The organism is Streptomyces sp. NPDC037421, assembly GCF_055602105.1.
In genome coordinates, this window is the sequence record NZ_JBVJWV010000014.1 from 36,683 (window position 1) to 49,042 (window position 12,360).

General features: G+C 72.5%; 16 protein-coding genes. 12 read left to right on the top strand and 4 right to left on the bottom strand.

Annotated features, from left to right (window positions below):
• Positions 1–38: 38 nt before the first annotated feature.
• The 3 genes from ACZ7IF_RS21105 to ACZ7IF_RS21115 all read right to left on the bottom strand — a co-directional run bounded on the left by ACZ7IF_RS21105 (position 39) and on the right by ACZ7IF_RS21115 (position 3,292).
• On the bottom strand, positions 39–1,268 hold the full coding sequence (locus ACZ7IF_RS21105) for a S1C family serine protease (protein ID WP_470973382.1): 1,230 nt from the start codon (positions 1,266–1,268) through the stop codon (positions 39–41).
• 146 nt (positions 1,269–1,414) lie between these two features.
• The gene (locus tag ACZ7IF_RS21110) at positions 1,415–2,437 is read right to left on the bottom strand and encodes a LacI family DNA-binding transcriptional regulator (RefSeq protein ID WP_007265470.1); all 1,023 of its coding nucleotides are present in this window, start codon (positions 2,435–2,437) and stop codon (positions 1,415–1,417) included.
• A gap of 24 nt (positions 2,438–2,461) precedes the next feature.
• Positions 2,462–3,292: a response regulator transcription factor gene (locus ACZ7IF_RS21115; protein ID WP_470973387.1), complete on the bottom strand. Its 831-nt coding sequence runs from the start codon at positions 3,290–3,292 to the stop codon at positions 2,462–2,464.
• Between the two features lie 478 nt (positions 3,293–3,770).
• Between ACZ7IF_RS21115 and ACZ7IF_RS21120 the strand changes: the two genes are divergently transcribed.
• From ACZ7IF_RS21120 to ygfZ, 11 genes are all read left to right on the top strand, one after another.
• Positions 3,771–4,025 carry a MoaD/ThiS family protein gene (locus ACZ7IF_RS21120; protein WP_361608620.1) on the top strand — a complete coding sequence of 85 codons (255 nt, stop codon included), beginning with the start codon at positions 3,771–3,773 and terminating at the stop codon, positions 4,023–4,025.
• Positions 4,026–4,611: 586 nt separating this feature from the next.
• Positions 4,612–5,799, top strand: a complete 1,188-nt coding sequence (locus tag ACZ7IF_RS21125; RefSeq protein ID WP_470973620.1) for a hypothetical protein — start codon at positions 4,612–4,614, stop codon at positions 5,797–5,799.
• 94 nt (positions 5,800–5,893) lie between these two features.
• Positions 5,894–6,601, top strand: coding sequence for an LmeA family phospholipid-binding protein (locus ACZ7IF_RS21130; RefSeq protein WP_470973390.1), 708 nt, complete (start codon positions 5,894–5,896; stop codon positions 6,599–6,601).
• Between the two features lie 162 nt (positions 6,602–6,763).
• Positions 6,764–6,847: a putative leader peptide gene (locus ACZ7IF_RS21135; protein WP_350206375.1), complete on the top strand. Its 84-nt coding sequence runs from the start codon at positions 6,764–6,766 to the stop codon at positions 6,845–6,847.
• A 198-nt stretch (positions 6,848–7,045) separates the two neighbouring features.
• Positions 7,046–7,891, top strand: a complete 846-nt coding sequence (locus ACZ7IF_RS21140) for a sulfurtransferase (RefSeq protein WP_007265475.1) — start codon at positions 7,046–7,048, stop codon at positions 7,889–7,891.
• Positions 7,892–7,956: 65 nt separating this feature from the next.
• Positions 7,957–8,247 carry a DUF1416 domain-containing protein gene (locus tag ACZ7IF_RS21145; protein WP_007265476.1) on the top strand — a complete coding sequence of 97 codons (291 nt, stop codon included), beginning with the start codon at positions 7,957–7,959 and terminating at the stop codon, positions 8,245–8,247.
• A gap of 73 nt (positions 8,248–8,320) precedes the next feature.
• Positions 8,321–8,653 (top strand): DUF3099 domain-containing protein, encoded by a 333-nt coding sequence (locus tag ACZ7IF_RS21150; protein ID WP_470973622.1) that lies wholly within the window; start codon positions 8,321–8,323, stop codon positions 8,651–8,653.
• 15 nt (positions 8,654–8,668) lie between these two features.
• The gene (locus ACZ7IF_RS21155; protein WP_470973393.1) at positions 8,669–8,848 is read left to right on the top strand and encodes a hypothetical protein; all 180 of its coding nucleotides are present in this window, start codon (positions 8,669–8,671) and stop codon (positions 8,846–8,848) included.
• 258 nt (positions 8,849–9,106) lie between these two features.
• A complete protein-coding gene (locus ACZ7IF_RS21160) occupies positions 9,107–9,679 on the top strand; it encodes a heme-binding beta-barrel domain-containing protein (protein ID WP_470973396.1) in 573 nt (190 codons plus the stop codon).
• 76 nt (positions 9,680–9,755) lie between these two features.
• A complete protein-coding gene (locus ACZ7IF_RS21165) occupies positions 9,756–10,196 on the top strand; it encodes a Fur family transcriptional regulator (RefSeq protein WP_470973399.1) in 441 nt (146 codons plus the stop codon).
• Positions 10,197–10,216: 20 nt separating this feature from the next.
• Positions 10,217–11,185: a CAF17-like 4Fe-4S cluster assembly/insertion protein YgfZ gene (gene ygfZ / locus ACZ7IF_RS21170; RefSeq protein WP_470973403.1), complete on the top strand. Its 969-nt coding sequence runs from the start codon at positions 10,217–10,219 to the stop codon at positions 11,183–11,185.
• 22 nt (positions 11,186–11,207) lie between these two features.
• Here the strand turns inward: ygfZ and dtd are convergent, their stop codons facing one another.
• The gene (gene dtd / locus ACZ7IF_RS21175; protein WP_330331718.1) at positions 11,208–11,633 is read right to left on the bottom strand and encodes a D-aminoacyl-tRNA deacylase; all 426 of its coding nucleotides are present in this window, start codon (positions 11,631–11,633) and stop codon (positions 11,208–11,210) included.
• Positions 11,634–11,765: 132 nt separating this feature from the next.
• Between dtd and ACZ7IF_RS21180 the strand changes: the two genes are divergently transcribed.
• A complete protein-coding gene (locus ACZ7IF_RS21180) occupies positions 11,766–12,353 on the top strand; it encodes an RsiG family protein (RefSeq protein ID WP_470973408.1) in 588 nt (195 codons plus the stop codon).
• Positions 12,354–12,360: the final 7 nt, after the last annotated feature.

The window sequence follows — 12,360 nt, forward strand, 5'->3', positions numbered from 1 at the left end:
AGGGGTGGTGGTCGGTGCGCGCGGCACGTCCCAGGGTGTCAGAAGGAGATGCCGAAGCCGTTGCCGCTGCTGTCGGAGCCGCCGTTCCGGCTGCTCCCGCCGCCTCCGCTGCCACCCTTGCGGAGGGAGTCGAGGTCGGCCTTGATCGTGTTGACCGGGATGGCGAAGCCGAGGCCGACGCTCCCGGCGCCGGCGCCGTCGCTGGAGGGCGAGTAGATCGCGGAGGGCATGCCGACGATCTCGCCGTTCATGTTGAAGAGGGCGCCGCCGGAGTTGCCGGGGTTGAGGGAGGCGTCGGTCTGGATGGCCTTGTACGAGGTGGTGTCCGAGCCGGTGTCACCGTTGAACTGCTGACCGTCGTACGAGAACGGCCAGCCGCCGCCGCGCTGCCGCTGCGGGCTCTGCTGCTGGCGGTCCTCGGACTTCGGCACGTTCACCTCGCGGTTCAGCGCGGAGACGATGCCGCTGGTGACGGTGCCGGTGAGGCGGTCGGGGGAGCCGATGGCGACGACCTGGTCGCCGACCTTGAGCCGGTCGGAGTCGCCGAGCTTGGCGGGCTTGAGCCCACTGGCCCCCTGGAGCTTGACGAGGGCGAGGTCCTTGCCGGGGTCGGTCCCGACCGCCTTGGCGTTGTACTTCTTCCCGTCGCTCATCGTCACCTGGATCTCGGAGGCGCCGTTGATGACGTGGTTGTTGGTGGCGATCTCGCCGTCGGCGGTGAGCACGATGCCGGAGCCGGTGCCCTGGCCGGAGGCGGTGCGGGTGTCGATGCGGACGACGGACGGGCTCACCTGCTCGGACACGCCGGAGACGGTGCCGTTGCTGGACTGCGAGACGTTGGTGCCGTTGACGCCGCCGACGGCGGCGCCGGCCTGCCCGAGGAACTGCTGCACGGCGACGGCCGTACCGCCGCCGACCACGGCCGCCGCGAGGGCGACGGCCGCGAGCAGCGCGACGGGCCGCTTGGCGCGGGCCGCGTGCGCGGGGCCGGCGGGGGCGGCGGAGCCCCAGGTGTTCCACCCGCCGTTCCCGCCGCTGCCGCCGGCCGGGACGGTCTCGCCCTGGATCACCGGCGGCTGGTGCGCCTCGTGCCAGCCGGGAGCCGGGGCGGCGGCCGGGGGGTACGAGGGCGGCGGCGGATAGGCCCCGGCCCCGGCGTCCCGCGCCAGCCGCTCGCGCCCCCGCTGCCAGTCGTCCCCGAAGGGCGCGCTCTGGGCCGGGCCGTTCTCGTTCGGGTACTCGCCTTCGCGGCGGAAGCTCTCGGTCATGTCCACGACCCTGCCCGCGGATCATGAGAGCTTTCTGAGTCCCGGCTGAGAAGCCCGACAGAACCGTGTATGCCGGATATAAGGACCTGGCGCGCCGACGGCTCGGCCGAGCCGCGTGAGCGGTGGCCGGCGGGGGTCGGGGGCTCCTACCGGCAGCCGCAGCTGCGGCGGATCACCAGGGCCGACGGGAACTGCTTCAGCCGCTCACGGCGGGAGCCGGCCACGCGGAGGGCGTCGTCCAGGACGAGGTCCACCGCCGCGCGGGCCATCGCCGGGCGGTCCGAGGCGATCGTCGTCAGCGGCGGGTCCGTCAGGGCCGCCTCCTTGACGTCGTCGAAGCCGGCCACCGCCAGCTGCTCGGGGACGTCGATGCGCAGCTCGCGCGCGGCGCGCAGCACCCCGATGGCCTGGTCGTCCGTCGCGCAGAAGATCGCCGTCGGCCGGTCGGGCCGGGCCAGGACCTCCAGGGCGACCCGGTAGGCGTCGTAGCGGTTGTACGGGGCCTCGATGAGCCGGCCCTCGACCGACCGCCCGGCCTCCAGCATGGCCCGGCGCCAGCCCTCGACGTGGTCGGCGACCGGGTCGCCGACCGAGGGGGTGTTCTCGATGCCGCCGATGCAGGCGACGTACTCGTGCCCGTGTTCCAGCAGGTGCCGCGTCGCGAGCTGCGCGCCGCCGATGTCGTCCGTGACGACCGCGACGTCGTCGATCGCCTCGGGCCGCTCGTGCAGCAGTACCACCCGCGCGTCCCAGGCGTCGATCTCCGAGGCGGCGCGCTCGCTCATGCCCTGGCTGACCAGGATCAGCCCCGACACCCGCATGCCGAGGAAGGCGCGCAGGTAGTGGACCTCGCGCTCGTCCCGGTAGTCGGAGTTCCCGACCAGGACCATCTTTCCGCGCTCGGCGGCGGCCTGCTCGACCGCGTGCGCCATCTCCGCGAAGAACGGCTGGCGGGCGTCGGGGACGATCATGCCTATGAGGTCGGTCCGGCGGGACGCCATGGCCTGGGCCACGCGGTCGGGCCGGTACCCGAGCTCCTTGATCGCGGCGAGTACACGCTCGCGCGTGGCCGGGGCGACCGGCCGGGGTCCGTTGTTGATGACGTAGCTCACGACGGCGGTAGACGTACCCGCAAGTCGTGCAACGTCATCCCGCGTCACCTTGGCCACGCGCGGCAGTCTACGCGGGGTGACCTACCTCTGGGCAGGGTGTTTGGCCGACTGGATGGTCACAGGAGCTTCCTCCGAACGGGCTACGGGTCCGCTCGTAAGGTCCGCGGCCTGTGCCGGGGCCTGCCCCGCGCCCTTTCCGGATGCCTGCTTCGCCGCGGCTTCGGCGGCCGCGCGCTCCACCTTCTCCGGGGTGACGAAGCGGTAGCCGACGTTGCGGACGGTACCGATCAGGGACTCGTGCTCCGGGCCGAGCTTGGCCCGCAGCCGCCGTACGTGGACGTCGACCGTCCGGGTGCCGCCGAAGTAGTCGTAGCCCCAGACCTCCTGGAGGAGCTGGGCGCGGGTGAAGACCCGGCCCGGGTGCTGGGCGAGGTACTTCAGCAGCTCGAACTCCTTGAAGGTGAGGTCCAGGACCCGGCCCTTCAGCTTCGCGCTGTACGTCGCCTCGTCGACCGACAGGTCGCCGTTGCGGATCTCCATGGGAGAGTCGTCCGAGCCCAGCTGCTGGCGGCCGGTGGCCAGCCGCAGCCGCGCCTCGACCTCGGCGGGGCCGGCGGTGTCGAGGAGTACGTCGTCGATGCCCCAGTCGGCTGTGACGGCGGCGAGGCCGCCCTCGGTGACCACCAGGATCAGCGGGCAGCCCGGTCCGGTGGACCGCAGCAGCTGGCACAGCGACCGCACCTGCGGCAGGTCGCGGCGGCCGTCGACGAGGATCACGTCCGCGCCGGGGGTGTCCACCAGGGCCGGTCCCTCGGCGGGGGCCACCCGGACGTTGTGCAGCAACAGGCCGAGTGCGGGCAGCACCTCGGTCGACGGCTGCAGGGCATTGGTCAACAGGAGGAGAGAGCTCATGCCCGGCCACCTGCCCGGTTCGGGCGGCCGTGCTCCTGTTTGCTTCGCTGGTCCATCACGTCGGTTCCTCCTCGGTCCCGTCGAGGACGTGCGTGGTACTGCTTCGTACGCCTTGCCTGGCACCCGCCTCGGCCCCCGCGCCCTGGGGTCCGGACGGATACCACTGTTCTCGGTCCGTTCAACGTGCTGAAAGCACAAAAGGACCCGGGGGCTACGTTGCCCGGATCCTCTACGCCGCCAGAATAGCCCACCGGCCCTTTCGGGGCCGAGGGCTGCCGTGCACCGCATTCTGTGGTTCGCGCCACGCCTTCCTCCTGCGTATGCCCTGGTTTCGCCGGATCGAGCGGTCCGCCGACCGGTCCTGCGGGGCCTCCGGGCGCACGGACGGCGCGCTGAGGCACGCCGGGGTGACGGGCCGGAGGGGTCATCATGGAGGCCGACGGTAGAGAGCCGACGGAGCCGACCGATAGGAGCTGCAGTGGCAACCGGAACCATCCGCTACTGGGCGGCGGCGAAAGCCGCGGCCGAGACGGCGGAGGAGCCGTACTCGGCGCACACACTGGCCGAGGCGCTCGACGCCGTGCGGGACCGCCATCCGGGGGAACTCACCCGGGTCCTGCAGCGCTGCTCCTTCCTCGTGAACGACGAGCCCGTGGGCAAGCGCCCGCACGATGCCGTCCTGCTGACCGAGGGGGGCACCGTCGAGGTGCTCCCGCCGTTCGCGGGCGGGTGAGCGGAAACCGATGAGCACTCCCGAAGAACAGCAGCGGCAGCAGCGGCAGCAGGCCGCCGAGCAGGACCCGTACTCCACCCAGACCTGGCAGGCCGACACCTGGGAGACCGGCTACCAGCCGGTGCAGCCGCCGCTGGGCTCGGTGCCCGGCCAGCCGGCCGCCCCGGCGCAGGCGCAGGCCCAGGCCCAGGCCCCGGCTCCGCAGGGGCAGTGGGGGCAGACCCCCGGCGGGGCCGTGCCGTGGCCGGACGCCACCGGGGGCGGTGCGCCCTCCGCGGCGGCCGCCGAGACGGCGTACCTGCCGCCGGTGCCGGCCCAGCAGCAGCCGGCGGCGCCCGAGGGCTGGTTCCGCGACGAGCAGCCGCAGGCTCCCGCGCAGGGCGGCTGGCCCGCCGACGCGGCCGCGCAGACGGCGTACCTGCCGCCCGTGCCGGCCCAGCAGCAGCCGCAGTCCGCCGTGCCCGACAGCTGGTTCCGCGACGAGCCGGCCCAGGTGCAGCCGCAGCAGCCGCAGGCGCCGGCCGTGCCGTGGCCGGACGCCACCGGGGGCGGTGCGCCCTCCGCGGCCGCCGCAGAGACGGCGTACCTGCCGCCCGTGCGGGAGTCCGCCGGGGCGGCCGAGCAGACCGCGTACCTGCCCCCGGTGCAGCCGCAGGGCGCCGCGCCGGACGGCTGGTTCCGCGACGAGCCCCGGGGCGCCGGTTCCGCGGGCGCCTCCGCCGCCGCAGAGACGGCCTACCTGCCGCCCGTGCGGGAGCCCGCCGGGGCGGCCGAGCAGACCGCGTACCTGCCGCCGGTGCAGCCGCAGGCCCCCGCGCCGGACGCGTGGTCCGCGGGCGCCCCGGCCGCCGCCGAGACGGCGTACCTGCCGCCGGTGCGGGATTCCGCCGGGGCGGCCGAGCAGACCGCGTACCTGCCCCCGGTCCCGTCGGAGCCGCAGCCGCAGCCGCAGTCGCAGCCGCAGACCGGCCCGTCCGCCGAGTACTCGCCGCCGACCCTCGGCGGCAACACCCTGCGCGCCGTCGACCCCGCGCAGGCCCGCGCCGAGGGCCGGTCGCCGATCATCGACCCCGGTCCGCAGTCGGCGATACTGACCGCCGCCCTCGGCCTGCTGATGGCCGGTGCCGCGGCGGTCGGCCAGTGGGCGCTGCTCGTCCCGCTGATCGCCCTCCAGGGGCTCACCGCGGCCGGCTGGTTCCGCCTCAACGGCATGTGGCCGGCCCGCCAGGGCATCGTCCTGGCCTTCGCCGGAGCCCTCGTCGCCGACGGCGCGGTGCTCGCGCTGGACCGCACGTACGCCCCCGGCGCGATCATCGGCACGCTCGGGGCCTGGGTGCTGCTGACGCTGGTGCTCCAGCTGCGCAGCCACGCGGACCCCGACGAGCGGATGTACGGGCTGATGGCCTCGGTGGCCTCCGCCGCGCTGGCCATCGTCTGCGCGGGCTTCCTCGCCGCGGACCGGGAGCCGGTGACCACCGGCGCCGCCGCCGTCGCGGTCGCCGTGTTCGCACGGGCCCTGCCGCTGCCCACCCCGGCCTCCGTCGGCGTCTCGCTGGCCGCCGCGGCCGGTGCGGGCATCGCGGTGGGCGGGCTGACCGGGCTGGGCGCGGGCGGGGCCCTGGTGGGCCTCGCGGCCGGGGTGTGCGCCCTGATCGGGCTGCGCGTGGCCGCGTACGACTACCCGTCCAAGTTCGTCCACATGACGGCCGGTGTCGCGCTGCCGCTGGCCGCCGCGGCCCCCGCCGTCTACCTGATGGGCCGGGTGGTGGGCTGACACCCGGTTCGCGGGAGCCACGCCGCTGACACCGCCCTCACGGCCGATCATGGTCCACTAGAACGTACGTACCGACTAGTTGGGGGAGGGACACGTGCGTTTCATACGTGTCGTGGTGATCATCGGCGTGGTGCTGGGGGGTCTGTTCGTGGGCGTCGACCGCTGGGCGGTCGGCTACGCCGAGAACCGGCTGGCCGAGCAGGTCCGGTCCCGCCAGGGCCTCGCGGGCAGTGCCGAGGTGGAGATCCACGGCTTCCCCTTCCTGACCCAGGCGCTCAGCCGCGACCTGGAGCAGGTCGACCTGAAGCTCGGGGGCGTCGACGTCACCGCCGACGGCCGCAAGACGCGGCTCTCGGAGCTCAAGGCCTCGTTCCACGAGGTGAAGCTGAACGAGGGCTACAACGGCGGTACGGCCAAGCGGGCCGAGGGCACCGCGCTGATCTCGTACGAGGACCTCACCAAGGCCTCCCAGAACGGCGTGGTCCTCACCTACGGCGGGGCGCCGAACAAGGTGAAGGTCACCGCGACCCTGGACTTCCTCGGCAAGACCGTCACCCACAGCGTGGTGTCGACCGTCGCCCTCGTCGACTCCGGCGGTTCCAAGGTCGTCCGGGTGCGGGCGGACTCCGTCCCGGGCGGGGGCATCCCGGGGATCGAGACCGCGGTGCGCAAGCGGACCGACTTCGACCGCCGCATCGACGACGGCCTGCCGGCCGGGCTCAAGCTCTCCTCGCTGACCTCGGACGAGTCCGGTGTGCACCTCACCCTGAGCGGTTCGGACGTGTCCCTGGCCGGATCGTGAGACGGGGCGGTCCGATCCGCAGAAGGACGGGCCGCCCGACCAGCCCCGGAAGGCCGCCGGAAGGCCGTCCGGGGCTTTCTCATCCCGAAATGCGGACGATCCTGTCTCGGTATATGACACGCCGGTGACAGGGCGGCCGGTTCGTCCCTACGATCCATGGCTATGAAGCATCAGCAGGCGGACCTCACGAAGCGGCGGGCAGTGGACCTGTGTCGCGTCGCCGCCATGCTCTGTCGCTCCATGTGAGGTGTGAGCCTTCCGCTCCACCGGCCGGACCGACGGCCCTTCATCCGCGTGACCGCACCGCCGCGCACCAGCCTCCTGCCCCCTGACGCCTCCCCGCGCAGGGCCCGAGAGCCGCACCCGGAACGGCACGCACCAGCACAGCCCGCTTCGCAGCAGCCCCAGCACAGCCCCGCCGCAACTGCCCCGGAGGAGAACACCATGAGCCGCAGCGACGTCCTCGTAGACGCCGACTGGGTCGAAGCCCACCTGAACGACGCCAACGTCGTGATCGTCGAGGTGGACGAGGACACGTCCGCGTACGACAAGAACCACATCACCAACGCCGTCCGGATCGACTGGAAGCAGGACCTCCAGGACCCGGTCCGCCGTGACTTCGTGGACCAGGAGGGCTTCGAGAAGCTCCTCTCCGCCAAGGGCATCTCCAACGACGACACCGTCGTCCTCTACGGCGGCAACAACAACTGGTTCGCGTCCTACGCCTACTGGTACTTCAAGCTCTACGGCCACCAGGACGTGAAGCTCCTCGACGGCGGCCGCAAGAAGTGGGAGCTCGACTCCCGCGACCTGGTCGACGGCAAGGACGTCCCGAACCGCCCGGCCACCGAGTACAAGGCCAAGGCCCAGGACACCTCGATCCGCGCCTTCCGCGACGACGTCGTGGCCGCGATCGGCTCCCTGAACCTGGTCGACGTGCGTTCGCCCGACGAGTTCTCCGGCAAGCTGCTCGCCCCGGCGCACCTCCCGCAGGAGCAGTCGCAGCGCCCCGGCCACGTGCCGAGCGCCCGCAACATCCCGTGGTCGAAGAACGCCAACGACGACGGCACCTTCAAGTCCGACGAGGAGCTGACCGCCCTCTACGAGGCCGAGCAGGTGGACCTGGCGAAGGACACCATCGCCTACTGCCGCATCGGCGAGCGCTCCGCGCTCACGTGGTTCGTGCTGCACGAGCTCCTGGGCCAGGAGAACGTCAAGAACTACGACGGCTCCTGGACCGAGTACGGCTCGCTGGTCGGCGTGCCGATCGAGCTCGGCCCCAACAAGTAATCCCGGCCGGGCACGCGACGCCCGCCTCCGTAGCAGCAGAACCTCTCCAGGACAGGACAGAGAACATGTGTGGAGCACAGATCGGCGGGCCCGACCTCGCGACGCTGAAGCCCGGTGAGACCGCGATCCAGGGCCAGGTGACCAAGGACGGCGAGCCCATCAGCGGCTACGTCCGCCTGCTGGACTCGACCGGCGAGTTCACCGCCGAGGTCCCGACCTCCGCGACCGGCCAGTTCCGCTTCTACGCGGCCACCGGCTCCTGGACGCTGCGGGCGCTCGTCCCGGGTGCCCAGGCCGACCGCGCCGTCGTGGTCGCCGAGGCCGGCGGCGTGACGGACGTCGCCATCGCGGTCTGACACACCGAGGTCTGCCGCTGCGGACCGACAGCTGAACCGGCCGAAGGGCCGCACCCCCGGGGGTTGGACGCCACTGGAACGGGGTGCGGCCCTTCGCGCCGTCCGCCCTTGTGCCCGCAGTGGCCCGCCCTACGCTGGAAACATGTACGCGCGGCGCCGGCGGGCGTATTTCCTGCTGATGGGCGGATGCCTCTTCCTTTTCGTCTCCGCCTGGTCCTTCGTGCGGCTTTTCTCGGTGGAGGCCGCGGTCGCGCTGTGCGTGGTCGCCATGGTCATTCCGCCGGTCGCCGCGATGGTGGCGAACCGGCGGGGGCCGGAAGACCGCTGGTGGGACGACCCCTCGGGCGATCCGAAATCGGACGAGTGGTGGGACGAACTGGACGGAAAGCGGCGTCCGGAAGACTGAACGCCGCCTATCGTCGTGCGGCCGCGGCGGCGCGGGGCACGGAAGGAGTCCGTCCCCTTCGGCGACGAGCAGACCAGGGTCGGCTGCGTCGAGAAGGGCGACGTCCGGGCGGTGATCCTCCAGACCCGCAAGGGCGGCGCCCTGGCCGTACCGCTCCACCAGACGGTGATCCTCCAGGACCGGCTGCTCCACTGAACCGCTACGGCCTACCTCACACGGTGCGCCGGGCCCCGGGCCAGTAGGCTTGGGGACCGGCCCCGTCCACCCGCACCGAATCCTCCGAGGAGCACCCCGTGCTTGAGGCAGTCTTCACCTCCCTGCTGGTCCTGGTCTGCGTCGGCGTCCTCGCCTTCACCGGCCTGGCCGTCAAGAAGCTGTACCAGGGTCAGCGCTGAGCATCCGCCCAGCCGACCGCCCCGGAACCCCTCCCACAGATCGCCTGAGCAGCCAACCATGATCCAGATCCCGTCCGACCTGAACCCGGGCCTCGTCCCCCTCGCCTTCCTCCTCGGCACCTGGGAAGGCGCCGGCGTGTTCGACTACCCCGGCGAGGAGAAGTGCAACTTCGGCCAGGAAATCGTCTTCAGCCACGACGGCCGGGACTTCCTGGAGTACCACTCCCACACCTGGGTGCTCGACGCCGAGGGCAACAAGGTGCGCCCCCTGGAGTCCGAGTCGGGCTACTGGCGCATCGACAAGGACCGCAAGGTCGAGATCGTCATGGTCCGCGACCAGGGCGTCGTCGAGATCTGGTACGGAGAGCTCGCCGACCAGAAGCCCCAGATCGACCTGGTCACCGACGCTGTGGCGCGTACGGCCACCGCTCGCCCGCACAGCGGCGGCAAGCGCCTCTACGGGTACGTGAAGGGCGACCTGATGTGGGTCGGGGAGAAGGCCACCCCCGACGTCGAGCTGCGCCCGTACAAGTCGGCCCAGCTCAAGAAGGTCGTCACCCCGGAGGAGATCGCCGACATGGCGCGCAACCTCCCGGAGCTCCCGGAAGACGGCATCGCCTTCTTCCGCTGAGCCTCCCCCGGGCACAGGCATCAGGAAGGGGACCGCGGGCTGACCGCGGTCCCCTTTCCGCGCTTACACTGGCCGGGTGGTGACCACCGACTGGAAGAGCGATCTGCGGCAGCGCGGCTACCGGCTGACACCGCAGCGGCAGCTCGTGCTCGAAGCGGTCGACGCCCTGGAGCACGCCAGCCCCGACGAGATCCTCGTGGAGGTCCGCAAGACGGCCTCCGGGGTGAACATCTCCACCGTCTACCGGACCCTGGAGCTCCTGGAGGAGCTCGGACTGGTCTCCCACGCCCACCTCGGGCACGGAGCCCCCACCTACCACCTCGCCGACCGGCACCACCACATCCACCTCGTCTGCCGCGAATGCACCGGCGTCATCGAGGCCGACGTGGGCATCGCCGACGAGTTCACGGCGAAGCTGCGCGCCACCTTCGGCTTCGAGACCGACATGAAGCACTTCGCGATCTTCGGGCTCTGCGAGAAGTGCGCGGCGGCCAAGCGCCAGGAGGGCTCCGCGTAGCGGGGTCGTAGGCTGGTGGCATGACCAGCAGCCCCTTGCTCCATCTCCCCGGCGCCGTAGCGGCCGAAGGCCGTGACGAGGGCGTCGCCGCCCACTACGGAGAGCTCTACGGCGAACAGCGCGCCCTCGCCGACGGCCGCGGCTTCGTCGACCTGTCCCACCGCGGGGTCGTCACCGTCACCGGAGCGGACCGGCTGAGCTGGCTGCACCTGCTGCTCACCCAGCACGTCAGCGACCTCCCCGCCGGACAGGCCACCGAGGCGCTGATCCTCTCCGCGAACGGGCACATCGAGCACGCCCTCTACCTCGTCGACGACGGCGAGACGGTCTGGGCGCACGTCGAGCCCGGCACCGAGGAGGCGCTCCTCGGCTACCTGGAGTCGATGAAGTTCTTCTACCGCGTCGAAGTCGCCGACCGCACGGACGACTTCGCCGTCGTCCACCTCCCGGCCGGCTCCATCGCCGAGGTGGCGAAGGAGCACGTCGTACGCGAGACGGCGTACGGCCGGGACGTCTTCCTGCCCCGCCCGCAGCTGGAGGCCTTCGCCGCCGCCCACGGCCCCGCCGCCGGGCTCCTCGCCTACGAGGCCCTGCGCGTCGAGGCCCACCGCCCGCGCGTCGGCCTGGAGACCGACCACCGCACCATCCCGCACGAGCTGGGCTGGATCGGCACCGCCGTGCACCTCCAGAAGGGCTGCTACCGGGGCCAGGAGACGGTGGCCCGCGTCCACAACCTGGGGAAGCCCCCGCGCCGCCTGGTCTTCCTGCACCTGGACGGCTCCGAGGTGCTGCTCCCCGCGCACGGGACACCCGTACGCCTCGCCGCGGACGGCGAGGACGGCCGCCAGCTCGGCTTCGTCACCACGGCCGTGCGCCACCACGAGCTCGGCCCGATCGCACTCGCCCTGGTCAAGCGGAACGTCCCGGTCGACGCCCCGCTGCTGGCCGGGAACACGGCCGCCGCGCAGGAGGTCGTCGTAGCCCCGTAGGAGCCCTGCGGCTTCCTGAGGCTCAGATGTCGATGACGATGGTGAACGGGCCGTGGTTCGTCAGCGAGACCCGCATGTCCGCGCCGAACCGCCCCGTCGCCACCGTCGCGCCCAGCGCCCGCAGCTGCGCCACGACCTCGTCGACCAGCGGCTCGGCCACCGGCCCGGGCGCGGCCGCGTTCCACGTGGGGCGACGGCCCTTGCGGGCGTCCCCGTACAGCGTGAACTGCGAGATCACCAGCAGCGGCGCGTCCACGTCACTGCAGGACTTCTCCGCCTCCAGGATCCGCACGGACCACAGCTTGCGCGCCAGCAGCGCCGCCTTCTCCGGGGTGTCGTCGTGGGTCACCCCCACCAGCACGCACAGCCCCTCGCCGACGATCTCGCCGACCGTCTCCCCGGCCACCACGACGCTCGCGCCGTCCACCCTCTGCACCACTGCTCGCATACCACCTGTGTACCAGGCTTGCACCCGTCCGGGGCCGATCGGGTGGACTGGGACTGCGTACGCACCACGGAGAGTGGCACGATGCACGCAGGCGGTGCCCCCAGCACCGGTCGAGGGGACGGATACAACGTCATGAACACTTCTGGTACCTCCGCACCTGCACCCGCGTCACCCGCTCCGGACACCCCCGCGGGCATCACGGGGCGGCCTCCCGCGCAGCGCACCGGCGAGCCGCTGGGGCCGACCACCCCCGCCACCGCCCTCGGCCTGCCCGAGCTGCGCGCGATGCGGCGCGACGCGCAGCGCGACGAGGCCGACCTGAGCTACGTACGCAGACTCCTGCAGGGCCGCATCGACATCCTGCGCGCCGAGCTGGCCCGTCGTACGGACCCCGAGGCGCCGGTGGTGGACCGGCTCTCGGAGATCCTCGCCGACGCCCCGTCGACCCGCAGCGCCTCCGCCCGGCACGTCACCCTCGGCACCCCGCACAACGAGGAGTACCGGCTGCTGGCGGCGGAGATGCTGTCCGACGTGGAGCTGTCCGACCTGGAGGCCCGCACCGACGGGGAGTTGCACGACGCGATGGGCCGGCTGGTCCGCTACGAGCAGCAGGTCTCGCGGCGCCGGCAGCAGCTCCAGCGGATGGCCGACGACTCCAGCGCGGAGATCACCCGCCGGTACCGCGAGGGCGAGGCGCAGGTGGACGACCTGCTGGCGTAGGAGTAGG

What these genes read in the sequence shown, in the direction of transcription:
- dtd (WP_330331718.1), bottom strand. Translation starts at nt 11,633, where the DNA reads ATGCGAGCAGTGGTGCAGAGGGTGGACGGCGCGAGCGTCGTGGTGGCC.
- ACZ7IF_RS21160 (WP_470973396.1), top strand. Translation starts at nt 9,107, where the DNA reads ATGATCCAGATCCCGTCCGACCTGAACCCGGGCCTCGTCCCCCTCGCC.
- ACZ7IF_RS21140 (WP_007265475.1), top strand. Translation starts at nt 7,046, where the DNA reads ATGAGCCGCAGCGACGTCCTCGTAGACGCCGACTGGGTCGAAGCCCAC.
- ygfZ (WP_470973403.1), top strand. Translation starts at nt 10,217, where the DNA reads ATGACCAGCAGCCCCTTGCTCCATCTCCCCGGCGCCGTAGCGGCCGAA.
- ACZ7IF_RS21115 (WP_470973387.1), bottom strand. Translation starts at nt 3,292, where the DNA reads ATGAGCTCTCTCCTCCTGTTGACCAATGCCCTGCAGCCGTCGACCGAG.
- ACZ7IF_RS21135 (WP_350206375.1), top strand. Translation starts at nt 6,764, where the DNA reads ATGAAGCATCAGCAGGCGGACCTCACGAAGCGGCGGGCAGTGGACCTG.
- ACZ7IF_RS21145 (WP_007265476.1), top strand. Translation starts at nt 7,957, where the DNA reads ATGTGTGGAGCACAGATCGGCGGGCCCGACCTCGCGACGCTGAAGCCC.
- ACZ7IF_RS21180 (WP_470973408.1), top strand. Translation starts at nt 11,766, where the DNA reads ATGAACACTTCTGGTACCTCCGCACCTGCACCCGCGTCACCCGCTCCG.
- ACZ7IF_RS21105 (WP_470973382.1), bottom strand. Translation starts at nt 1,268, where the DNA reads ATGACCGAGAGCTTCCGCCGCGAAGGCGAGTACCCGAACGAGAACGGC.